General features: G+C 33.7%; 21 protein-coding genes, 1 pseudogene and 1 riboswitch. Of the genes and pseudogenes, 14 read left to right on the top strand and 8 right to left on the bottom strand.

Annotated features, from left to right (window positions below; translation table 11 throughout):
- The first annotated feature begins 412 nt into the window (after positions 1 to 412).
- A complete protein-coding gene (locus ACFX4N_RS26875) occupies positions 413 to 1693 on the top strand; it encodes a uracil/xanthine transporter (protein WP_301264886.1) in 1281 nt (426 codons plus the stop codon).
- A gap of 162 nt (positions 1694 to 1855) precedes the next feature.
- Here ACFX4N_RS26875 and ACFX4N_RS26870 read toward each other — a convergent pair whose 3' ends face one another.
- A complete protein-coding gene (locus ACFX4N_RS26870; protein ID WP_057274223.1) occupies positions 1856 to 2827 on the bottom strand; it encodes a helix-turn-helix domain-containing protein in 972 nt (323 codons plus the stop codon).
- A gap of 479 nt (positions 2828 to 3306) precedes the next feature.
- On the opposite strand from ACFX4N_RS26870, the gene ACFX4N_RS26865 reads away from it, so the two are divergent.
- The 3 genes from ACFX4N_RS26865 to ACFX4N_RS26855 all read left to right on the top strand — a co-directional run bounded on the left by ACFX4N_RS26865 (position 3307) and on the right by ACFX4N_RS26855 (position 5186).
- Positions 3307 to 4455: a tyrosine-type recombinase/integrase gene (locus tag ACFX4N_RS26865; protein WP_192101102.1), complete on the top strand. Its 1149-nt coding sequence runs from the start codon at positions 3307 to 3309 to the stop codon at positions 4453 to 4455.
- A gap of 185 nt (positions 4456 to 4640) precedes the next feature.
- A complete protein-coding gene (locus tag ACFX4N_RS26860; protein ID WP_192101103.1) occupies positions 4641 to 4937 on the top strand; it encodes a hypothetical protein in 297 nt (98 codons plus the stop codon).
- A 63-nt stretch (positions 4938 to 5000) separates the two neighbouring features.
- Positions 5001 to 5186, top strand: a complete 186-nt coding sequence (locus tag ACFX4N_RS26855; RefSeq protein ID WP_098901371.1) for a DUF8096 family protein — start codon at positions 5001 to 5003, stop codon at positions 5184 to 5186.
- Between the two features lie 50 nt (positions 5187 to 5236).
- Here the strand turns inward: ACFX4N_RS26855 and ACFX4N_RS26850 are convergent, their stop codons facing one another.
- Positions 5237 to 5482, bottom strand: coding sequence for an endonuclease domain-containing protein (locus ACFX4N_RS26850; RefSeq protein WP_244659774.1), 246 nt, complete (start codon positions 5480 to 5482; stop codon positions 5237 to 5239).
- Between the two features lie 425 nt (positions 5483 to 5907).
- On the opposite strand from ACFX4N_RS26850, the gene ACFX4N_RS26845 reads away from it, so the two are divergent.
- Genes ACFX4N_RS26845 through ACFX4N_RS26835 form a run of 3 tightly spaced genes read left to right on the top strand, consistent with a single transcriptional unit; the run spans position 5908 to position 8324 of the window.
- Complete coding sequence (locus tag ACFX4N_RS26845; protein WP_098907239.1) at positions 5908 to 7104, top strand: MFS transporter; 1197 nt, start codon at positions 5908 to 5910, stop codon at positions 7102 to 7104.
- A gap of 13 nt (positions 7105 to 7117) precedes the next feature.
- Positions 7118 to 7531 (top strand): carboxymuconolactone decarboxylase family protein, encoded by a 414-nt coding sequence (locus ACFX4N_RS26840; protein WP_098548888.1) that lies wholly within the window; start codon positions 7118 to 7120, stop codon positions 7529 to 7531.
- 1 nt (position 7532) lies between these two features.
- Entirely contained in the window at positions 7533 to 8324 is a 792-nt protein-coding gene (locus tag ACFX4N_RS26835; RefSeq protein WP_098548887.1) for an amidohydrolase family protein, read from the top strand.
- Between the two features lie 389 nt (positions 8325 to 8713).
- Here the strand turns inward: ACFX4N_RS26835 and ACFX4N_RS26830 are convergent, their stop codons facing one another.
- Together ACFX4N_RS26830 and ACFX4N_RS26825 are read right to left on the bottom strand one after the other, a co-directional pair.
- Positions 8714 to 9841 carry a 5-methyltetrahydropteroyltriglutamate--homocysteine S-methyltransferase gene (locus ACFX4N_RS26830; protein ID WP_192101104.1) on the bottom strand — a complete coding sequence of 376 codons (1128 nt, stop codon included), beginning with the start codon at positions 9839 to 9841 and terminating at the stop codon, positions 8714 to 8716.
- Positions 9842 to 9922: 81 nt separating this feature from the next.
- A riboswitch (SAM riboswitch) is annotated at positions 9923 to 10023 on the bottom strand.
- A 286-nt stretch (positions 10024 to 10309) separates the two neighbouring features.
- Complete coding sequence (locus ACFX4N_RS26825; RefSeq protein ID WP_192101105.1) at positions 10310 to 10789, bottom strand: site-2 protease family protein; 480 nt, start codon at positions 10787 to 10789, stop codon at positions 10310 to 10312.
- Between the two features lie 300 nt (positions 10790 to 11089).
- Between ACFX4N_RS26825 and ACFX4N_RS26820 the strand changes: the two genes are divergently transcribed.
- Entirely contained in the window at positions 11090 to 11338 is a 249-nt protein-coding gene (locus tag ACFX4N_RS26820; RefSeq protein WP_053488492.1) for a DUF5412 family protein, read from the top strand.
- Positions 11339 to 11975: 637 nt separating this feature from the next.
- Here ACFX4N_RS26820 and ACFX4N_RS26815 read toward each other — a convergent pair.
- Positions 11976 to 12296, bottom strand: a complete 321-nt coding sequence (locus tag ACFX4N_RS26815; RefSeq protein ID WP_029325499.1) for a hypothetical protein — start codon at positions 12294 to 12296, stop codon at positions 11976 to 11978.
- A 722-nt stretch (positions 12297 to 13018) separates the two neighbouring features.
- Here ACFX4N_RS26815 and ACFX4N_RS26810 point away from each other — a divergent pair.
- Positions 13019 to 13792 (top strand): DUF4046 domain-containing protein, encoded by a 774-nt coding sequence (locus tag ACFX4N_RS26810; protein WP_192101106.1) that lies wholly within the window; start codon positions 13019 to 13021, stop codon positions 13790 to 13792.
- A gap of 92 nt (positions 13793 to 13884) precedes the next feature.
- Here the strand turns inward: ACFX4N_RS26810 and ACFX4N_RS31120 are convergent, their stop codons facing one another.
- Complete coding sequence (locus ACFX4N_RS31120) at positions 13885 to 14109, bottom strand: YczF family membrane protein (protein ID WP_057275101.1); 225 nt, start codon at positions 14107 to 14109, stop codon at positions 13885 to 13887.
- A gap of 132 nt (positions 14110 to 14241) precedes the next feature.
- Here ACFX4N_RS31120 and ACFX4N_RS26805 point away from each other — a divergent pair, with 132 nt between their 5' ends.
- The 4 genes and pseudogenes from ACFX4N_RS26805 (at position 14242) to ACFX4N_RS26790 (ending at position 19525) form a co-directional block, all read left to right on the top strand.
- Positions 14242 to 15864 (top strand): spore germination protein, encoded by a 1623-nt coding sequence (locus ACFX4N_RS26805; protein ID WP_192101107.1) that lies wholly within the window; start codon positions 14242 to 14244, stop codon positions 15862 to 15864.
- A pseudogene (locus ACFX4N_RS26800) lies at positions 15854 to 17082 on the top strand (Ger(x)C family spore germination protein). The gene ACFX4N_RS26805 and the pseudogene ACFX4N_RS26800 overlap by 11 nt, the downstream one beginning before the upstream one ends.
- Positions 17083 to 17103: 21 nt before the next feature.
- The gene (locus ACFX4N_RS26795; protein ID WP_301264887.1) at positions 17104 to 18216 is read left to right on the top strand and encodes a GerAB/ArcD/ProY family transporter; all 1113 of its coding nucleotides are present in this window, start codon (positions 17104 to 17106) and stop codon (positions 18214 to 18216) included.
- Positions 18217 to 18424: 208 nt separating this feature from the next.
- Complete coding sequence (locus ACFX4N_RS26790; protein ID WP_053488483.1) at positions 18425 to 19525, top strand: GerAB/ArcD/ProY family transporter; 1101 nt, start codon at positions 18425 to 18427, stop codon at positions 19523 to 19525.
- 353 nt (positions 19526 to 19878) lie between these two features.
- Here the strand turns inward: ACFX4N_RS26790 and csaA are convergent, their stop codons facing one another.
- Positions 19879 to 20208, bottom strand: a complete 330-nt coding sequence (csaA, locus tag ACFX4N_RS26785) for a chaperone CsaA (RefSeq protein ID WP_053488567.1) — start codon at positions 20206 to 20208, stop codon at positions 19879 to 19881.
- A gap of 753 nt (positions 20209 to 20961) precedes the next feature.
- Between csaA and ACFX4N_RS26780 the strand changes: the two genes are divergently transcribed.
- Positions 20962 to 22080, top strand: coding sequence for a GerAB/ArcD/ProY family transporter (locus ACFX4N_RS26780; RefSeq protein WP_029325179.1), 1119 nt, complete (start codon positions 20962 to 20964; stop codon positions 22078 to 22080).
- A gap of 370 nt (positions 22081 to 22450) precedes the next feature.
- On the opposite strand, the gene ACFX4N_RS26775 is transcribed toward ACFX4N_RS26780, so the two are convergent.
- The gene (locus tag ACFX4N_RS26775; protein WP_192101073.1) at positions 22451 to 23284 is read right to left on the bottom strand and encodes an STAS domain-containing protein; all 834 of its coding nucleotides are present in this window, start codon (positions 23282 to 23284) and stop codon (positions 22451 to 22453) included.
- Positions 23285 to 23504 lie beyond the last annotated feature (220 nt).

Genomic DNA, 23504 nt, shown 5'->3' with positions numbered 1-23504 from the left:
ATTCATTATTTTTTTGCTCCACCTTAAACCCACCTCTCCTGCAAACATATTAATGAAAATTCAATCTAAAATTTTCTTTCTAGAGCAATTATTCAGAAAAATACAGATGTTATTTTTCACTGAGATAAGAAAACTGATATATCAAAAACTTATATTCCTTATTATAAGTAATAATAAGTTTTTAATCAACAAAAATTAATGTATAATAAGTTTTTGTAAGTTTAAATAAGTTTTTTTGAGCGAGTGTTATATATAGAACATATATATAAGTACCAAGAAACGAGTATTATTATCCAGTTCATTACCCGGTTTTCTCATCAAGGTAATATTCTTATCGTTAATAATAATCATCTAAATTAAAAAAGAAATATGTTACAACAGATTGTTAAATATAGCGAAAGAAGGAGAAAGTGTGAGTAAATTATCTTCATCGACAACTATATTAGCTTCCGTTCAATGGTTTTTCTTTATTTTTGCTAATACAGTGGTCGTTCCAATTTCAATTGGAGATGCATTTCAATTAAGTTCTGATCAAATAATTATGACTATCCGAAGTTCATTTTTCCTTACAGGAATTGCTTGTATATTACAGGCCTGGATTGGACACCGTTATCCTCTGTTAGAAGGTCATTCAGGTATGTGGTGGGGACTTATACTTAGTTTGTGTACCTCAGCTTCTTCGGTAGGCATGACATACGTAGAACTCGGGGGCAGTCTTGCATTAGGAATTTTTCTTGCAGGTATAATAACTATAATAGTAGGAGCATTTAACCTTGTTCCTCTTTTACAAAAAATTTTTACACCGATGGTGATGAGTATATACTTATTTTTATTAACCATTCAGCTTATCTTAATTTTTTTTAAAGGAATGCTAAAATTAACACCGAATGGTTCACTTGATATATCTGTCAGTACCTTTTCCATAGGTCTGGTTATTCTAGTAAGTATTATTAGTATTAAAGGAAAAGGCATCTTTAGTAACTTTGCAATTCTAATAGGAATGATAGTAGGATGGATCTTTTATGTATGGCTATTTCCTAGTAATCCATCAGTTAACTATACAAATTTCCATTTTTCCATTTTCCCATGGGGAAAGCCCCATTTACAAATGGGCATAGCCATTACTGCTTGTTTAGCAGGTATACTGAACGCTAGCAATACAATTGCGTCACTTAAAGCATCTGAAAATTTACATGGAATAAAGACACATAGCAAACAATACCGTTTTTCATTTACCGTTACAGGAATCTTTACTTGTTTAGGTGCCATGTTTGGGCTTGTTCCTTATGCTCCTTTTACATCTACTATTGGTTTTTTAGAAAGTACAAAAATCTTGAGTAAAAAACCTTTTATTATTAGTGGCGGTCTATTTGCTCTATTGGGGGTTATTGCTCCATTAGGAGCATTCTTTTCAACGTTACCAGTCGCTGTAGGAAATGCTGTTCTATTTGTGGCTTATTTGCAACTATTTGGGACAGCATTAAGAAGTATCCAAAGTTATTCATTTAATTCAAGGACTATCTATCGTATTGCTTTTCCAGTTTTAATTGGTGTATCTTTAATGAATATGTCACCCAACGTTTTCAAAAACATTTCTTTTTACGTTCGCCCACTAATTAGTAACGGATTACTAACCGGTATATTAATATCTATTCTGTTAGAAAGACTAATTAAATGGTCTAAATATGAATGACAAGCTAACTTCTCCTATGAATAAGCTTACCAATATAAGATAATAAAAGCTCGGAGCCTTTGCTTGTTAAATAAAGCAAAGGCTCCTTTTCAATTAGATGAATTTCTTTTATATATATAATCCCTTTTCGTTGGTTTTAAGATTTAAAATTTATTAATCCATCTATAATTTTTGTACAGCATATAGTAACAATTCTTCCACATTCTTTTTGCCTAATTCCTTCGCTTTTTGCTGCAATTCTTCCTTCAAATCACTTGTTACTTTCACTCGTACAACTTCTAAATCGCTATCAATATAAATGCCACGGGTGCGCTTGTTAATTTTCCCTGAGATAAGAACAGACTCTAATAACTCAACGAGCTCTTGTGTTGATTCTGTTAATAATACAGGTTTGATTTCAATGATGAATTGCTCTTTCTCTTCTTGTGGCGTAATTCTCATATTGGTCGGGCTTAGGTACTGATAAAATAAATCCATGAGCTTATAAAGCTGTGATTTAGCATAGGCTGTTTGCTTGAAAGCAAATGTAGCATAGCCTTCTTTAGTAATCGTTTTTTTTGATTCAATCTCATAGGCTGCTTCAAAGCCTCGGTGAAGTAACTCTTCTAATGTTATCTCTTCATGTTGTTCTGTAACCGCCATAATTGGATCTTCTACCGAGATGATACGAGCAAACTGCTCTTTTTCTTCGCTTTTCTTCACAAAAAGCTGAAATAGCGCAATATTTTGTTCAGCATGATAGAAATGACGTTTACTTGGCTTGCGCCCCACTTCATGCGTACGCTTAAACGCGTCTAGATCTTCCTCATTCACAAAATAACAATTGATTCCTCTGTATTCTTCTTGGAACGCCGGTAACAATTCTTGTTTAATATACTTATTGACTGTTGTAACTGAGATATCTAGTTGCTGCGCTACCTCTTTTGTTGTAAGTCCAGGCTTTTTTAACTCTTCTTGCAAACGAACGACATCTTCGATATCAAATTCATAACGTCCTTCGATATGCCAGTCATCTTTATTAATTGGATTTAATTTTCCTTGTTGGATATATGTATAAATGGTTTTCTTCGATGAAATAGCTAACATCTCCATCACATCTTCAATAGTAATAATTTTAGTAGGGTTATCAATCATGATATACACTCCTTTTATCTTTCTTCTAGTTAATAATATATTATACCATAATTATATAAAGTTATAGTTTAAAAGTTATTTTTATATATATGTAAATTCTATAACTAATTTATAAAAATATATGTTTTATCATTTACTCTTAATGATGACAAATAGGAGATTTTTCTACAAACTATATAAATAGTAAACTATTTTTATAAAAAGTAAGTTTATACTTTTACTCTTAAATAGGTTACAATTAATAAGTAATAAATATAATCGATAACTTTAAATAAATATTTAATTAAGGAAATATTAGATATTTATTTAAGAAAATTAGCAGTTTAATTATTGTTAGTAGTACTATTATTACGATTTAAAGGTTTTTTATTATCTATATACATATAAATACAAATTTAACCTTTACATGAAGAAGAAAATATCTTAATGCAAGGAAGATTTATAAATAAGAAGACATGTTTTGTGAAAGGAGAGGTTTTATGCAAGATTTCTCATTAGTACATATAGGAACGGAAGTAAGGGAAAGAAAAGGGGATTTCAATAAAATCGTTTCATTGATGCTAGATAGTACGTATTATGATGCATTAGAAGAAAGAAATGAGCATCACCAGCGAAAAAACGAAGATATGTTCAGGGACTTTACAGATGAAGAAATGATGTACTACTATGTCCACCAACGAAAGCATATTCGAAAGGACCGAGAACGAAAAGAAAATACAAAAACCGAATACTTACGGATTTTGTTGCAGTTTTATCAGTACGCGGTGGAAAGTCAGTCATTCTTACGGCAAGATGTAGACAATTATATAGAAGAAACAATTTTTAAAAACCTAAGACCTTGGCATATACGGAACTACCAGACCTATTTAAGCACAGCATTATTGGGAAAGGGAGGTAAACCTTATTCACCCGCAACTTTAGATGCCAAAATGACGATTTTAAAAAGTTTTATGAAATGGCTACATGAAACGAAGTATATTCAGCATCCATTACACAAAGAAATCTTAAGTACGTCACTATCTGAGCAAGAAATTCCTAATCGAGATTTGTATTACCATGAAGTCAAACAGCTTCTAGACTACTACAAAGACCATCCTATTAATTATGGATTGTTAACGATGCTGGCCATGACAGGTCTTCGTGTACAAGAAATAGCTAAAGCTTCGTGGGGAGACGTATATCTAGACAGTTTAAGTGGCCATTATCGATTAAGAGGAGTAGGTAAAGGTGGGAAGAAATTTGATAAGTTACTTCACCCATCACTATATGAACGAATTCTTGCTTTTAGAGAACGTCGCCACGTGAGTACAACCTTAAACACGAGTAATCAAGGACCATTATTTCCAACCAAAGACGGAGGATATTATCAATACAAAAATTTAAGTAATTATATTGTCCGTATTATTGAACGAACGGAGTTACCTTTTATAAAAGAACGGACTGACAAGATTACGCCCCATTATTTTCGTCACTTTTATGCGATTTATAGTAGGCAGCAGGGAGCAGATATCTTTCTTATTCAAAAAGAACTAGGTCACAGTGATCGTAAGACAACAGAACGTTATCTGGAGAAGGTTTTGCAGCGAGAGCAAGAAATTGGACTCATGTGGAAGGAAGAGGAATTCTAATATTGTCATCAAAAAGAAATTTTAAAGTTGGGAATTAAGCCTCCAAACCTTGAAGGATTGATAGTTGAAATTTTAGGGAAACAAGAAAAAGAAGGGTTTTAAATCAAATAAAAGTTATTTTTACAAACTGTTTGCTATTAGTGCATGATGCAATGAGAAAGAAGAATTTTTAAGGAGAGATTAAAATGGCGTTATTTGGATCGAAAACCGATGGGAAGATTGCTACAGATTCAGAATTCTCATGGAAAAAGAATAAGATTAGTATTAAGAATGGTTACCTACAAAGTGAAGGACTTATTAATATAGTCCGGATTCCTATCAAACATATTGATACTGTTACATATATGATTAATGCTACCAAGCCATCTATGTCCGTTGATCTTCAGATTATTGGCAAGGGGACAGTACTGGGAACCCTAGCAGTAGGAATTGATTTGAAAGATGAGATTCAAGATTGGTTAGTTGATAAGTTAGATCTGTAGCAGATATGCCCTTTTTACTTAAGGAAGGGGTGTGTTAATCTAAGGAAAGACAAATAGAAAAGAGTGATTAACCTAAAAGAAATAAAAGAGCAAGAAATTAATCTCGATAAAGTGTATGATTATGTTGAATTTCCGGATAAGATTAGTGGCCGGTGCGGTAACTGCAACTCAGCTTACTTCAAAAGTTCGGTAAAAGGTGGCGTTTTCTTGTGTGAATGCCGGGATTGCGTCATGAAGAAAAGTATATAAGCATAGATGATTATATATAAAAAAGAGAAGGTTTTTAGCCTTCTCTTTTTTTAATTCAACCTTGTCTTTACTCTTTTTAGAACGTGGGGCATACGTTTTACAATGCTACTGCCACTAACTCTCATGACTTTATATCCCTGTTTCCTCAAATAAGCATCTTTCTTCCGATCATGTGCCTTTTGCGCTGGTGAAGAATGATAGGCTTTTCCGTCGCACTCAATCGCAAGCCTCCCTATAACAAGGTCAATTCGATAAGGACCACACTTTACTTGCGCTCGTACCGAATAGCCATTCATCACTAAGGCATTATATAAGCTCTTTCAATTGGGGATTCTAATTTGCTGTATTCAGTTGGTAGGACATCTTTCGGCTTCTCACCCATTTCATGAAAAATAAAGATCAATAGTCCAACCCCGAGCAGTCCAAAGAAGAGGAGATATTCCATTATCATCTACTAATCACCTACTGTGATGTCTAAATATTACCTGATAAACCAATCATTCCTTACCAGTAATCTATTTAAGTATTATTACCGCATTAATACAAGCCTTATACGTATATTGGAAATATTTAGAAGAAAATCAATCATCAAAGTTAGTCTGTTTAAAACAGAATAATAAATATTGAAAGTAAGACTGGTACTTTTTATAACAGTATAAACTCACTCCTATTACTAGGATTATATTTTTTGTATCCTAAATTCAGAAAGGGAGGTGAGAATATGGAACAACAAAATAAAATTAATAAAGGTATTGTGTTACTGATGGCTCTAACCTGTGGTTTTACAGTTTCAAATGTATATTTAAATCAAAATTTATTATTAAGTATGGCAGACTCGTTTCACATATCTTCAAATCAAATAGGAATTATAGCTACTTTAACTCAAGTTGGATATGCTATTGGGAATCTAACTTTAGTGCCACTAGGTGATTTATTTGAGAGACGTAAAATCATCTTATCGCTCCTGATACTAGTTTGTTTAAGCCTTATTGCTTCTGCTATATCAACTAGTTTTATTTGGTTAATAATATCCAATTTATTATTAGGATTCTTTACTATTGTTCCACAGATTATAGTACCTATAGCTGCTGGTCTTGCTAGCGATAAAGAAAGAGGGAAAATCTTAGGTAATGTAGCTATAGGTTTAGTTTGTGGAATCTTAGGGGCACGTTTTATCAGTGGAATTGTAGATACTTACTTGGGTTGGAGGGCAATGTATTGGATTTCATTCGCATTTACTTTGTTAGTAATTCTACTCATTAGAATTTACCTTCCACAAAGTAAAGGTAAACAAACAATGAAGTATGGAGAATTACTTGCTTCACTTTGGCCACTTTTTATTAAGGAAAACATATTACGAAGAGCATGTATTAGCCAAGGAATGATGTTTGGAGCTTTTAGTTTGTTCTGGACTACATTGGTTTTTCGACTAAGTAATTCTCCTTTTCACTATGCGAGCAGTGTTGCAGGGACAATAGGTTTAGTGGGAATAGGTGGAGCATTTGCTACACCCATTATTGGCAGAATAATTGATAAAAAAGGGGCTAATCTTGCAAGTATACTTTGTATGAATCTTTCATTGGTTTCATTCTTGATTTTTATCTTGTCAGGTTCGTCTCTAACGGCCATTATCATAGGAAGTTTATTAGTAACAATGGGAACTCAAGCTAATCAGGTAGCTTGTCAAGCCAAAATTTTTCAATTATCTGAAGAAAAAAGAAGCCGTCTAAACGGTATTTATATGGTTTCTACTTTTTTAGGAGGAGCATTAGGATCATACTTAGGTACGCTCGCCTGGAGCCACTTTAAATGGATGGGAGTTTGTTCTGTAGGTTTTATTATGGTTCTTTTTGCCTTCACTTCAATCATCGGTGTAAAGAAGAAATTAAATTCAATTCAACAAGTGAAAATTAATTGAGGGAGAAGATATTATGTTAAAACAAGATGAAAATTTCAAAAAAGGTTTAGAAATTTTAAAACAAATTGATGCTGACAACTATGAGGAAATCGTAAATAGTTTTAAAGACTCCATTTCACCCGACTTAGGAACATTAGCAGTGTCATTCAATTATGGTCAAATATTTTCTAGACCGGGTTTAGATTTGAAATCACGTCTTCTTGCTACTGTTGCAGGCTTGACAGCGCTTGGAAATACTGAACAATTAAAATTTTATATTAATGGAGCATTAAATGTAGGTTGGACTGAAGAAGAAGTTATCGAAGCAATGTTACAAATGATTATCTATTCTGGGTTTCCTAATGGATTAAATACTATCTTAGGAGTGGCTACAGAAGTTATTGAAGAAAGAAAAAATAAAAATTCTTTAACTAAAGTAGGTGAATAACTTGATTATAGATAGTCATTCACATGTAACATTTCCTGTTTCTAAGCATATTCAACTTATGGATGACTTAGGAATTAATAAGACTATATTATTTTCTACATTAATCCACCCGGAAAAAGCTATAAAATTAAATTCATTTAAACAAGAAATGGAAGCCTTAAATCAAATTCTTAATAATAATGTCAATAGTATAAGTGCTAGAAAGAATTCTATGAAGGAACTGGTAGAAGTTGTTAACCAATATCCAGATAAGTACATTGGTTTTGGTTCTGTCCCTTTAGGATTAGAAGTCGAAGAGACAAAAAAATGGATTAAGGAATACATTGTAGCCAATAACTTAAAAGGGATAGGTGAGTTCACTTTAGGAAGTGGCCAAATTGCTTTCTTAAAACCAATCTTTGAGGCATTAAAAGAATTTAAAGGTTTGTCAATCTGGATTCATACTTTTGCTCCTCTGCAATTAGATGACATTGTAGAATTAATAGAGCTAGCAAAACAATATCCTGAGATTCCAGTAATTTTTGGACATTTAGGGGGTATAAACTGGCTTCAAACGATTGAACTTGTTAAAAACACTCCTAATGCTTATATTGATACTTCAGCTTTTTATACTACCTTTGCTTTAACCTTAGCGATGAACGAGATTCCAGATAGAACTATATTTGGAGCTGATTATCCATATGGAGATCCTTACATTACTATAGAGGCAATTAAGCGTTATGCACCTAATGCAGAAGTTGAGAGAAAAGTTTTAGGAGAAAATTTCAGGAAACTGTTAGATAATATAGCTTAATTATTAAATAGCTTAAATTGGAAGGGGTGGAATAATTTCCACTCTTTTTGTTTTTTGATATTCTAATGGTATTCAGTGTATAAAAGGACTTGATTTCTTTTGTATAGCTTTTTATATTAGATTTTAATTTGCCAACTAAATAAATAACAAAATAACGAACTTAAAGCTTTTTTTAGACGAGTTGGCCTAAAGAGTCTTCTCACAAGTTAGTAAGCCGGCACTAAACGCTGACTAACTACCAACGGGAGCTCATACTACCTAAATTACAAGCAAATAACAGTCTGCAAATTGGCTGCCAACTACAAAAAGCGTGTAGTTAGTAGCCAATTTACATTCTTCTACATGTCCAGGATACTTCTTATGTAAAATAAAACATCAAATATCGCTCTTTAGTTAGCTTCCCAGACATCTTGGGCAATTTGAATTACATGTTTAATTTTATTCCATTGCTCCTCTTCTGTTAATTCATTTCCTTCTTCTGTACTTGCAAATCCACATTGAGGACTCAATGACAAGTTTTCCAGAGGAATATATTCGCTTGCTTCTTTTATTCTTTGCTTAATAATCTCAGCTTCTTCTAATGTAGGGAACTTAGATGTTACTAATCCTAATACAACGGTTTGGTTGTTACGTGTAAAGCTTTTTAACGGTCCAAAATCTCCTGAACGGTTATCATCATATTCAAGGAAAAGTCCATCTACATGTAAGTTAGCAAAGATTGCATCAGATATAGTATCGTAGCCGCCACTTGTGATATACGTAGACCTGAAGTTTCCACGACAAATATGCATCGTAATGAGCATATCTTCAGGCTTTTTAGAAATAGCATCATTTAAGCAACTTACTCGCGTATCAATAACGTCCTTTACATCCATACCAAGCTTCTCAACAACTGCATCTATACGTTCTTCAGAAACAAAATCAATCCAAGAAGTATCATCTAATTGTAGGTAACGGCAGCCTGCATCATAAAAAGCTTGAATGGCTTTTTGATAAGCAGCTACAGTATCATGATAAAACTGCGTTCTGTTTCCGTTGTAATATGTATCTTCTTGAATTCGAGTAAATAACATGTTGGGGCTTGGAATTGAGAATTTAGCAACTTGGCTTCCATCACCATACCGTTCAACAGCTTCTTTTAAGAAAGTGAAGTGTTCCAGCATATAATGATGATTGAAGTCTACTTTACCTACTACCTTAATCGCTTTATTTTTTGTTTTTGCACCTTTGAATTGACTGATATATTGTGTTTCGAACTCCTCTATGCCTTCTAAGCCTGATAAGAAGTCCAAATGCCACCAAGAACGTCTAAATTCACCATCAGTGATAGATTTAAGCCCTACCTCAATTTGTTTCTGAACAAGTTTTTCAATTTCTTTGTCCTCTACAGATTTTAAATTGGTCTTATTGATTACCCCGTTCGCATACGCTTCTCTTGCTTCTTTAAGGGGAGTTGTTCGTAAAAAGCTGCCTACGTGATCAGCTTTAAATGGAGCTTTCACTAATGTCTTTGTCATGGTTTTGTTTCCTTCTTTCTGTTCAAAATAAAAAACCTCTTCTTAAAAATAAGAAGAGGTTAATAATCGTTATGAGCTCTCTTCTTATCTTCAAGCAAATTGCTACTGGAATTGGCACAGTACCTTAAAAGTCTGTTGCCGAGGCTTCCTAGGGCCAGTCCCTCCACCTCTCGAGATAAGAATATTTAATTTAATTAACTAGGAAAAAGGTTACACTTGTTTTCTTAACTTGTCAATAAAAAGATTGAAAAATCAGAAACAAAACATCTTTTATCTCACAACTTACGCATTATTTAATGCAGTAAGAGTTCTTATTTATTTTTTGTTGGACAGGTAAGTTTACTGCAGTAGCTACATCATAGTATCTAAAGAATTACGACTTGATTACTAATCAGTATCTATTTCAGTACCGTTGCCGCGTTAACACACGTTGTGGACGTACAGTTTTAATTAGCCTCTTTTCCTTTATTAATCCGGATTACACGTTATCTTTCCATATCTCAATGCATCATAGATAGCTCGCCCATCACTTAAACTCGTTTCTGAATATTCAAAGGGTAAGAGCGAGAAAACAATATAATAAACAGAGAAATAAACAAATTGGTAAGAAAAGAGATTCTTTGGGAGAACACCCAACATAATTAAACCATACACAAGAAGGATAGACGCTAAATTAGCTATGGTACCTCCAGCATAAACACAAGCATGAGTAAACCTGTTATCATACTTTAATTTTTCGTAAATACAAAAGGAGTGCAAAAAATAAATAGATTTTATTTTAATTTTTTTCCACTTAAAAATTGTTTTCCCTTGTCCAATGGTAAAATCGATCCTTCCTCCTAAAATAATAGCCATAAGTGAGTGCCCCAGTTGGTGAATAACAGACACAAGTGGAATGACAATTAAAAAAGAAAATAATAATTTCGGCATATCACTCCATCCAAACATACCTGTCTTCCCTTCATTTTAAAATAATCTTACGTTTGATATTCCACATTTTCATCTATCAAAACCGGTAATTTTATGAAGGCTGTATAAGAGAACGTTGCTTTTCTATGCTTTGTGTTTATGATTTCCATTAGGTCAAGTAAATAATTAAACCGGACTTTCTTTACAATAAAAAGAGCTACCTCCAAATAGAAAAAGGTAGCTTGCTCTACTCAAGAAAGAAATTACATATGTTAATCGGGTTAAAACAATTTAAGTATTTTAACATGATAAAAATATAAATAAAGCGCTTTCGTTCTTTTGTTCTATTCACTTAATTCACCAAATAATACGTATAAAGTAGAGCTTTACAGAGCCAATGGTGGTGCTACTACGAGTTATACTCTTAGAGGAGAAGTCAGTAATAATAAAAATAAGGAATCAAAAAATATTTACTGGGGATATGACGAAGAAAAAGATACAGTATCGTGGGAAAATAATCGTACAGTAACTATAAATGGTCATACATTGGATGTTGAGAAAGACAAGTATGATTTTAGAAGAGAATAAGGATAAGCAAAGCAAGCTTACTTTGAAGAAGCTTGCTTTTATTTGTGAAAAGACGTCAATAACCCTAAAAGGAGATTATAAATTGAGTTTGGTAACTTATTAAGTTAACTACATTTTTATAGAATATATACGGTCAATTGTCTACTTTTTAGATTTAGGCATCTCTATGTATGTTCAATTTATATCGCTTTTTTAACCAGAAATAAAGAATAAACTCGCTGATTATAAAAAAAATTACACTGCTTAAGCTTTATCATGGATTAGTAAATTGATTCCTGCTGAAGTAGCTTTTAAATTATTTCTTCTGGAATTCCTGTTAATCTTGCTATTTCAGTAGAGTTCATGCCTTATTCTTATGTAATACCATCTACGTTTATTCTAAATGGAAGTAATATGACTACAACGAATCTGTTTATGTTACTTCATTATAACTGAACAATATCTGTATTAAATAACATAGTCATAAATGATAGCTTAACGATGAAAAAGACGCCATTATTCTTCTACTCTATAGAATCATTATCGATAGTGCTACCGTTAATGACAACGCTAGGAAATTTTAGACTTGATCAACAAGGAGATTTCAAACGATTTATCAGTATATAAACAAAAAGCGACCTTGTTGGCCGCCATTACCCTACTCGCTATTCCTGAATAAATTCAGAGAAAGTTGCTTGGACCTTTTTCTATGGTAATAAGCATTTTTAACTCGTTTTACTCGCTCTCTATTTGTAACGTAATACTCTCGATCGCGATCCGAAACGCAAACCTTGCAGTATGGACCAAGTTGACCGAATCCATCGCTTTTATAATGATAGTTCTCGGCCTGTTTTAATTCGCGGCATTTACGGCAAGTCTTAGCGACAACTTGGCCGTCAGCGTCTGTAAAGTATACGAATCCTCTCGGCTTTGTTCTTTCGTCATATTCCTGTGCCAATAGTTCTTCTCGTAGACTCATAATTCGCTCACCCCCTCACTCGCCATGGTATTGCTACTAATTTTCTTTTATTATACGAATTAATTCCTCTTGATACCAGTCCGCAAATACATTAACTTCTTAGCGTATAACAGTTTCTTCTCCTGAAGATGCTTAATTGATTCGACCTTATTTAAGCTGTGCAATTCTTCTTTTGTTAAATTTTCTAAACTGTCTCTCTAATTATCATTGTCGAAGGCTTACAACGAGTGTAAGGAGAAAGAAGTTTTACACTAAAAAATGCACGACCTATAACGTCTGTAGCAAAAACGAAAACAGTAAACAAAAGACGGTGCGGAAATTACGCTAGGTAACAAGGAGGGACCAGTCCTGAAGGCCTGACCGTCTAGTAAAACTTTTATAAATAAGTTCTCTAGAAGTCAGTATCATATTTTTAATGAAACCTTAAGGTTATTTTCTATATAAAGGCGGAAACTCTTGTAATTAGAAGGAATGTTTCCTTCATGAAGAATAAACACTCGATAAGTGGAGGAAACTACTCAAGACGCTATAAAGCGTCTATTTGGAAATCCTCATTGTTGCGAGTTGACAACATATATCAAGGAAAGCTACTGATAAAGAATCAGTAGCTTTTCTTGTCTTTTTAATATGTATTTCATAGAGATTTAGCCTTACTTGCATATAAATTCCATTATTATACACAATAATAATAAAATATAATTTCTTAAAAGGGGCTTTCGATAGTGAAAAGAGAACAAGTCATTGAAGTTTATAAAGATGTTCTAGAGAAGAGGAGAAAACGATTTCCTAATTATTTTTTTGTAGGTAATGAAGGGAAAAAATATATGCGCTACATGACATGCTACTTACTTGAACAACACTTATCGATCTCCATCGTTGAAATCCCTTTTCAAGTAGGAGCAAATACATTATGGTCTCATCGTCTTAGACCCCCTGCCATGCTATATGGATGGAATTATTATGAAGTCATAGATAATGCTTACCCAGGAAAATTTAAACCTTGGGAGTTTCAACAAACTCCTGATAAATATTGGGACGGAGAAGAAGGAAAGAGAAGGGCCATTGAGGCGGTAAGATATGTAATAGAGGAAAAAATGAAGATTCCCATGAAAGAAATACCCTCTCAAATTAATTTTCATTTTTTTAAACAACATGGTTTAGGTGGCGCATTTACCCTTCTAGGCTATTCTCCTTTTCAAATAGTTGAAGCGATTTATCCTGGTGTCTTTAGGCCGTGGCAATTTTCTCATGTTCCCATGAATTGTTGGAAAAATGAAGAATATATTCGAGAGGCAATGGATGATTTCCTTTTCAAACAGCTACGCTTTTCTTCTTACAACGAGGCTTTTATCCAATTAAAGGGAAGCCATTTTAATAATTTTCAGTTAACAGGTCTTTTTCAAATGGCTTTTGGTTCCAGAATGAACAACGTAAAGAAATGGATAAAAAACCAACTAAATAATCTAGATGATGAAATATTTTATGTGAACCATTGATTAATGAAAGAAAGGGTTGAAACGAATAGCCTGAGCTAAATTTCTATTATTTTATTTCATACATTTAAAAATAGAAACTTATAGCTGCGTAGCTACTTGCTTTGATTCCTTTTCTTTATAAAAAGATATGCAGTTTCAACAAAAAAAAGAAAAATAAGCAAAAAGAGTACAAATAATTCGGCAACCTCCATTACCTGAAAAGGACTCACAGCGTTATACAATGCCTGAGAAACATCAAATCCTTGTAGCATATCGATGCCTAAAGAAAAAACCAATAAGCACCACACTATTAAAAGGCTAATACCTATAATTTTCATGTGAATCACGCTCCATTTAATAGGTTCTTCTCTTTTTTCTATGATGATACATAAATATTTATTGTTAATTTTTACATAAAAAACTCTTATATGGTCAAAGTAATAAAAACTGAAAGAAGGGTGCTCAAATCTATGCCTTCGTTTTTTAAAGATCGCAAACCAAAAAAGAAATCAGCACAAGATGACGAGAATCAAACTACTGATCAACCAATAGAACAAATACAAGTTTCATTATCGGGCAATCTTAACATGATTAAGCGAAAGACTGGAAATAGTTCAGATGTTGTTATTCGTGAGATAAAAATGGGAGGGGCTTCTGACATTAAAACGGCGATTGTCTATATAGAGGGAATTGTAGACAATCAGTCAATTCAAGATTATCTACTGCAATCCATGATGAAGGATGATCATAAAGAAGAAATAAATCAGCACAATGCGATAGACCTCCTTTCTAAAGATATAATGACAATTGGAAACATATCCTCCATCACTAACTTGGATGATTTATTTGCATCTTTAATGGCAGGAGATACTCTTATCCTAGTGGATGGAGTAAAACAAGCACTGAGTGCTAGCACCAAAGGTGGAGAAAAACGTTCCATTGTGGAATCCACTACCGAGATGGTCGTACGAGGACCAAAAGGAGCGTTTACAGAGTCTCTTGGAACCAATACAGCTATGGTACGTCGCATCATTAAGACCCCCGATTTGTGGATGGAATCTTTAAAAATTGGACGTGTAACAAAGACAGATGTGACATTTATGTACATACATGGCATTGCCAATGATAAAGTTGTTAAAGAAATTCGTCAGCGATTAAATCGAATTGATATTGATAGCATTTTGGAATCAGGTTATATTGAACAACTAATAGAGGATCAAACATTCACCCCTTTTCCCACTATCTACAATACGGAAAGACCTGATGTTGTAGCTGGAAACTTGTTAGAAGGGCGGATTGCTATATTTGTGGATGGGACCCCTTTTGCACTTATTGCGCCTGCTGTATTTATGCAATTTTTCCAATCGGCTGAAGATTATTATGCCCGGTTCGACATTGCAACCTCAATTCGTCTTTTACGTATTTTTATGTTTATGATTTCGCTTATCGCGCCTGCTACCTATGTCGCTGTTACAACCTTCCATCAGGAAATGGTGCCAACTACACTCATCGTAGCCATTGCGGCACAAAGGGAAGCTGTTCCCTTTCCGGCATTTGTGGAAGCTCTTCTCATGGAATTAACTTTTGAAATTTTACGAGAAGCAGGGATACGATTACCCAAGGCTGTTGGCTCAGCTGTATCTATTGTCGGGGCCCTTGTAATTGGTCAAGCAGCCGTTCAAGCAAGTATTGTGTCACCAGCAATGGTTATCATTGTATCAATCACAGCTATTGCTAGTTTTGCTACACCTTCTTTCGATATGGCAATTTCAGCTCGCTTAATTCGTTTTTTATTTATGATTGGTGCAGCAACATTTGGTTTCTACGGCATCATTCTGTGCCTTTTAATGATGGTTGTCCATCTATGCAGTTTACGTTCCTTTGGGGTACCCTACATGGCTCCATTTGCTCCCTTCATTCCAGTAAATAATGGAGATACTGTTGTAAGATTACCATGGTGGACATTGAGACAACGACCTCGATTAATTACTGCCAATACAATTCGAGAAGGTAAAAATAGAGGCCCACAGCCTCCTACATCTCGTGGTATGGTGAATCGAGATTTCGAGGAAGGTGACAATAATGAAGCGTAAAGGAGTTTTTCTTTTACTAATATTGACAATGACCTTGTTTCTTACAAGTTGTTGGAGTAAAAAAGAATTAACTGACCTTGCTATTGTCGCAGCCATGGGTTTGGATAAGACAAAAGACGGAAGGTTCACATAACGCTCCAAATTATAAATCCTGGAAATGTAGCAGGAGGTATGCAAGGCGGCGGCGGTGGTACTCAGAGCCCTCCTATTACCATTTACTCGGCTTCAGGAAATAATATAGTCGAAGCAAGTAGACGGGCTTCAGGCAGAATTTCTCGACGATTGTATTATGCGCATACAAACTTGGTGGTAGTTGGAGAAAAGTTGGCTAAAGAAGAAGGGCTTGATACATTAATTGATGGTTTAGATCGTGATCCAGAATTTCGAAATACTTCAACCATTGTGATTGCGAACCATTCAACCGCAGCTGATCTGGTTAAAACGTTAACACCTGTTGATAAAATTCCAGCCAATAAAATATTAAAAACATTGGAATTCACACAAAGGAAATGGGGAGAGAATGTAAAAACATCACTTCAAGATGTGATGACAAGCATTGAATCTCCTGGAAGAGGAACTGTGGTTTCAGGGTTCCGTCTAGTTGGGAATCCTCAGCAAGCTCAAAAGTTGGATAACCTTCAGGAAAGTGCACCTGCAGCAACACTTAGAGCTTCCGGAATTGCTGTTTTAAAACAAGGAAAGTTAATAGATTGGCTATATGGAAAACCAGCCAGAGGAACCGTGTGGATTCTCAATAAAATCCAGGGAACCGATATCAATATTAATTGGGAAGGAAAAAAGGAAGCCATTGCTTATCAAACCGTTCGTCAAAAAACCAGTATTTCTTATCAAGTGAAAAATGGCCAACCTCATATTTTTGTGCATACGCGTGTTGAAGGAGATTTAGGGGAAATTGAGGTACCTGTTGATATCACTAATCCAAAGGTCATTACAGAAATTGAAAAGTCTGTAAGTAAAGAAATAAAAAAAGAGCTAGGGACAGCTGTTGAACGTGCACAAAAAAATAAAACAGATATCTTAGGATTCGGGGAAGTAATTCACCGTTCTAGACCAAAGCAATTTAAAAGATTAAAACAGGAATGGAATGATGTCTACTTTCCAAAACTAAATGTCGATATCACTGTAGAAGCCTACGTACGTCGGGCTGGCTTACGAAACAAATCGTTTCTTTCAGGTTTAAAAGAGAATCAAAAGTAAAGAAAAGGAGGTTCCAGGTAAATGGAAAAAGCAAAGATTAGTGCCGTTCAACTCTTTATTATAATGGTCCTATTTGAACTGGGGAGTGCTTTATTGGTACCTCTTGCGATAGATGCGAAACAAGATGCATGGCTTGCTATTTTGCTTGGAATGGTATGCAGTTTCGCATTGTTGTTAGTGTATCATAAGCTTTATACCTATTATCCCAACCTCTTGCCTACAGAATATATGCAAAGGATTCTAGGGAGAGTACTTGGAACCGTACTAGCTTTTGTTTACATTCTTTACTTTATGTATGATGCCTCAAGGGTTCTACGTGATTTTGGTGAGATGCTGCTAACCTTTGCCTATCCTGACACACCTTTATTCATCGCGAATGCTTTATTGATGCTTGTCATTATTTATACAATCAGAAAAGGAATTGAGGTCATAGCTCGATCAGGAGAACTACTTTTTATATTTATGTATGTCCTTGCGGTTGCTGGCTTTATCTTAATTGTTTCTTCTGGTTTAATTCATTTTAAAAATTTACAACCTATATTGGAAGAGGGCTTATCCCCTGTTCTAAAAGTGGTATTTACTCAAACGTTGTATTTCCCATTTACAGAGGTCATTGTATTTACGATGATTTTTCCATATTTGAATAACCCTAAGAAGGCAAAGGTGACCATGTTATGTGCATCAGGATTAAGTGGAATCAATTTAATTATTACCATGCTTATTAATGTCTCTGTACTGGGTGTTGATTTAACTGCACGTTCACAATACCCACTTCTTAGCACAATTGAGAGCATCCAAGTAGCTAATTTTTTAGAACGGCTTGATGTATTTTTTATGCTTGCCTTAATCATCACTATCTTTTTTAAAATCTGTGTATTATTTTACGCAGCTGTCATAGGAACAGCACATTTATTCAAGGTTAAATCACCTTCACAGTTATCGTATCCTTTAGGTCTAATTGTTCTCTTTTTGTCCATTACCATCGCGAGTAACCTACAAGAACATAACTATGAAGGACTAAAGGTAGCAATGCGTGTTATACATATCCCTCTTCTTGGAATCGTTCCCCTTTTTCTTCTTCTTGTAGCTTTCATTAAAAATAGGAAAAAGTATGGAAAAAAAACATTGAACTAGTTAATTTTTATATGGAATATTTGCATTATCAGTGAAAAACCTAGTAAAACCTTGCCTGTACAAATAACACTTTTAGTCCAGAATGACCCCTAAAACCAATCAAATTTCTACTACATAATGTTCAAAAGATTTTAAGTGCCAAAAAGGTTAAAGAACAATTCAAAAAAACAGGAGATAGCTTTAATAAAATCCAAAAGGAGGCAGTTGAATGGAAAAAGCCAAAATTAGTGCTAGTCAACTTTTTATCTTAATGGTTTTGTTTGAACTAGGCACTTCCTTATTGTTACCTGTGGCAATGGAAGCAAAACAGGACGCATGGTTAGCTATCTTACTTGGAATGCTTGGTAGCTTAGTTCTATTTGTAATTTATTATAAACTTTACTCGTATTATCCAGATCTTTTGCCTACAGAATATATGCAAAAAATCTTAGGTAAAGCAATAGGAAGCGTACTAGCCTTTCTTTATATCTCCTATTTTATCTATGATGTGGCAAGGGTTTTACGTGACATTGGTGAGATGTTGTTGACATTTTCCTACTCTGATACTCCTTTATTCATTGCGAATGCTTTACTGATTCTAGTTATCATTTATACGGTTCAAAAAGGGATAGAAGTAGTAGCTCGATCAGGAGAGTTATTTTTTATATTTATGTACGTCCTTGCTGTCACAGGTTTTCTCCTAATTGTGTGTTCAGGATTAATTGACTTTAAAAACTTACAACCAGTACTTGAAGACGGAATTTTACCAGTTTTAAAAGTTGTTTTTATTCAAACTTTGTATTTCCCTTTTGGTGAAGCAATTGTGTTTACAATGATTTTACCTTATTTGAACAATCCTAAAAAGGCTAAAGTAACCATGTTATGTGCCACAGGATTAAGTGGAATCAATCTAACCATTACCATGCTTATTAACATTAGTGTACTAGGAGTTGATTTGACTGCACGTTCACAGTTTCCTCTTCTTAGCACTGTACAAAGCATCCAAGTAGCAGATTTTTTAGAACGTCTTGATGTGTTTTTTATGCTTGCTTTAGTCATTGGTGGTTTCTCTAAAATTAGTGTACTGTTCTATGCTTCTATGATAGCTACAGCCACCTTATTTAAAATTAAATCACCTTCACGATTGTCCTATCCTATTGGATTAATTGTTCTTTTTATGTCTCTAATGATTTCTAGAAATTTTCAAGAGCACCTTCATGAAGGAATAGGAGTAGAGATGTTTTTTTTACAAATTCCCTTCCTCGCGATTATTCCTGTTCTGCTTTTTCTTGTTGCATTCTTTAAAAATAGAAAGCAACAGAAAGCATGATACACGACAAGTTCGTTTGCTCACTTTTGGGTGATATAAATTTTTCCACTCATTGAATAGTTATAAGCTTAGTACTTATTTATCGTAATAGATTGAAATTATGTGAGGTGATTTTTCTGTATAATTGGTTTTATGATCATTTTATCAATACAATTCTATTTCCTCTTGCTTGTATAGTGATGGTAGCTGTCATATTAAGTACATATGCGTACTTTAAATTTAAAAAAACTAATAATTAATAGTCTCTAGTGTTTATTAATTTCTATTATGGATCTTTCTCTTTTAAAATACACAGTTAAAACCTAACGTCTCTTGTTTAAAAGAGCGTGCGAGGAATGTATACAAACCTCACACTAAGCAACTGGCGTACCATTTTTAACAGGTTCATCGGGCTTTAATAGGACGACATCCCCTTCTTCTGAAACGCCACCAACTACCAACACTTCCGATTTAAAGCCTGCAATACGCATAGGAGGAAAGTTTACTACTGCTACTACTTGACGACCTATAAGTTGTTCTGTCTCATATCTGCGCGTAATTTGGGCTGAAGAATGTTTGATTCCAATCTCTCCAAAATCAATTGCTAACTTTATTGCAGGCTTTCGTGTTTCAGAAAATAGTTCTGCTTTAATAATAGTACCAATCCTTATATCTAACTTCAAAAAATCTTCAATTATTGCCACAATCATTCCTCGCCATCTTTATAAGTTAGTCTAACTTTCATTAATGTGTTGCATTAAATGTTATCTTATTGATAATAGCAGAAAGAAAAGAGTTGTTTTTGTCCAATCTTAAGGATGTTTTGTTTAATTATAAGATATATGATATATAAAACTAATTTACATAACGTTAATTATAAGAAGTAATAACCTTAGATTAAAACAAAATTAATCCTATTTTTGAGAAACAATTTGTCAATAATGCTACAAGATGTTTCATCTTCTATACGTAAATGTATCGAACCATATAAAACATAGTTCCCATGGTATACTATCGAACAATGACAAAACATTGTATACGCAATATATTTTGTTTATTTTCTGCATTAGGCGAACAAAAAAAAACACTGTATAGGTCCAGTGTTTTTTTGTTTTTTAGACTGCATATCATATATAACTTAAGTTACCATAATGCGCCTTAGAGGAACCAACCCCCACGTATATCAAGAGGATTTTCAGCTTTGAGTATGCAAAATGATTCTCCATTTGGTGTCCTTATTTATAAGTAATAAAATTAATTATTTATATTAAATGTTTTATCATTCATTCAAGTATATAGATGAAGATTTACATACTTGCAAATTGTGCAAGAAAAAATCATTTTTGGGTATCTTAGACACATAGAACCAATTTTTATATAAACCTAATGAGGAAAAGAAATGTTATCAAAGTAACTTCTAGTTAATAAGATAGCCATCGGAAAGAGGTAATTATTTAGTGGAGAAAGCAAAGATTAGTGGAAGTCAACTATTTACCTTAATGATATTGTTTGAATTTGGAAGTGCCTTTATTCTTCCTATTGCTATAGATGCTAAGCAAGATGCTTGGCTTTCCATTATGTTTGGGATGATAGGCGGTTTACTTTTATTTTTAGTCTACTATCAACTCTATCGTTACTATCCTGACTTATTACTTGTCGAATTCACACAAAAAATCATGGGAAAATGGATTGGTCGTTTTATTTCATTTCTTTATATTTTTTACTTTGCAAACATTGCTTCCAGAGTAATCCGAGATTTTGGGGACATGTTATTGACATTTGCCTATCCAGATACTCCTTTATTTATTGTAAATGCCTTACTGGTGCTTGTTGTTATCTATACCGTGAGCAAAGGAATCGAAGTTTTGGCAAGATCCAGTCAACTTCTGTTTATTTTGTTCTACCTATCTTCTATTTCTGGATTTATTCTTATTGTATGTGCCGGTATAATTGATTTTACAAATTTACAACCTGTATTAGAAGAAGGGATTTGGCTTCCTCTAAAAGTTGCTCTGACTCAAAATATATATTTTCCATTTGGAGAAACGGTTGTATTCTTGATGATTTTACCATACGTGAAAAATATGAGAAAAGGAATTGGATTAAGCGCTATTGGATTAACAGGCATCAATTTAATGATTACCATGATTATAAATGTCAGTGTATTGGGAGTAAGTCTTACTGCTCGCTCACAGTTTCCTCTTCTAAGTACAGTAGAAAGTATTCAGGTGGCTGATTTTTTAGAGCGTCTTGACGTGTTTTTCATGCTCACAGCAGTTATTGGAGGATTTTTTAAAATAAGTTTGTTTTTCTATGCTACTGTAATAGGTACAGCAAATTTATTCAAAATTAAATCTCCATCTAAGATATGCTTTCCCTTAGGACTTGTTCTTCTACTTTATTCTCTAAGCTTAGCAAATAATTATGAGGAACTTATACAAGACGCGCTTAAAATACTACCATTTTCTTTAAATATACATTTTCAAGTCATACTTCCTCTTTTGCTCCTTACTGTAGCTTTCTTCAAAAATAGAGCAAAGCTTAAGAAATCTGATGTCAACCTACATCAACTCTAGGCTTAAAGAATAGAAAGTAAGAAACATAAAATACACTAAGGAGCTACCGGCCTGATCTTTTCTTTTAAAAAAACAATCTAACTCCCACGGATTGTTTTCTCCCTTTTTATATAAGTGATTAATTTTTTTACATATTGAGTAAACTACTCAGGATCAATGGGGCATCACTCATAAAATTTAATTATGTAACAGAAAAAACCTACTTTCTTCCGCAGTAGGTTTTTTCTCTTTTTAAGCAGTTACGATATACAAATTGAAAAGCAGAAAAACTCCCTATTTCCTTAAGGAGTCTTTCTGTAGGTTAATGAGATTATAGATTGGAGATACTTCTCAGCATCTTGAGTAGTTTGCTCATAATCCATAAAAATATTCACATTAAAGATCCTGTAAATGAATTCGTATACTGAACAGCTTGATGTAAACTAGAGAAACTTCTAACTTCCTCAACTTTTATTCCTAAGTTCACCATGGTTTGAGCGATTTCTGGACGTATCCCACTGATGACGACTTCAATTCCTAATAACTGTAGCCCAGCTATTACTTTAAATAATTGATCTGCTACCATCGTATCAATAATAGGAACTGCTGATAAATCAATAATAAGCCATTCTAATTTATATTGGCTTCCTTTCTCTAAGGCACTCTCCATCAAATATTGTGCCCGTTTGGTATCTAAATCACCTACTAAAGGAAGGATGCCTATATCTTCTGTCATACGAACAACGGGAACAGATAATTCATCAATGGCATATTGAGCATAATTTATTTTTTCAGTGTAATCTTTTACATACGACTTACTTACGAATTGGATGGCATTATCTACAATGCTATTAAAGTGAGAAATGATTTGGTAAAAAGCATCGAGGGAAAAATCATTATTCTTTGCTTCTTCTTTTATTATTTCTCCGATTACATCTCGGTAATAGCTAATCTCCTCTAAAGCTAGGTTTAATGGTAGTCCATTATTGACTAATAAATTAGCCATATTGTTTCCCCACTGTTCCATGACTTCATTTGCTGCCTCTTTTTCCATCAAAAGAGAACCGGCATAAGTTGTAAGAAGGTCCAAGCGAAAAGTAGTCAACTCTGTATAGATATTATGAGACGTTGCAAGATCTAGTCTTTTATTTTCAGCTAACTTTTCTTTTCGTTGTAAAATTGTTTCTTTAATTGCATGTAGTTTTTCTTGTTGTATATATGGCAAGGATTTCCCTCCTTTTATCCAAAAAAGTAAAAGCCCTCTAATAGATGAGGATTAGAGGACTAAACATGTTGAAAAAAATATAGATATTGATGAAATGGTAAGTTACTTATATTCTTTATTTAGTTGTATAGTGCCCCTAAATCATAACATATCTTTATGACAGGACTATTTCAGACAAGTTACAACATATGTATAAAATTAAACTTTTTTACATTGTGGT

It is taken from the genome of Priestia sp. YIM B13551 (assembly GCF_042787905.1).
Taxonomy (GTDB): domain Bacteria; phylum Bacillota; class Bacilli; order Bacillales; family Bacillaceae_H; genus Priestia.
This window is presented reverse-complemented; position numbering and strand designations above follow the sequence as displayed.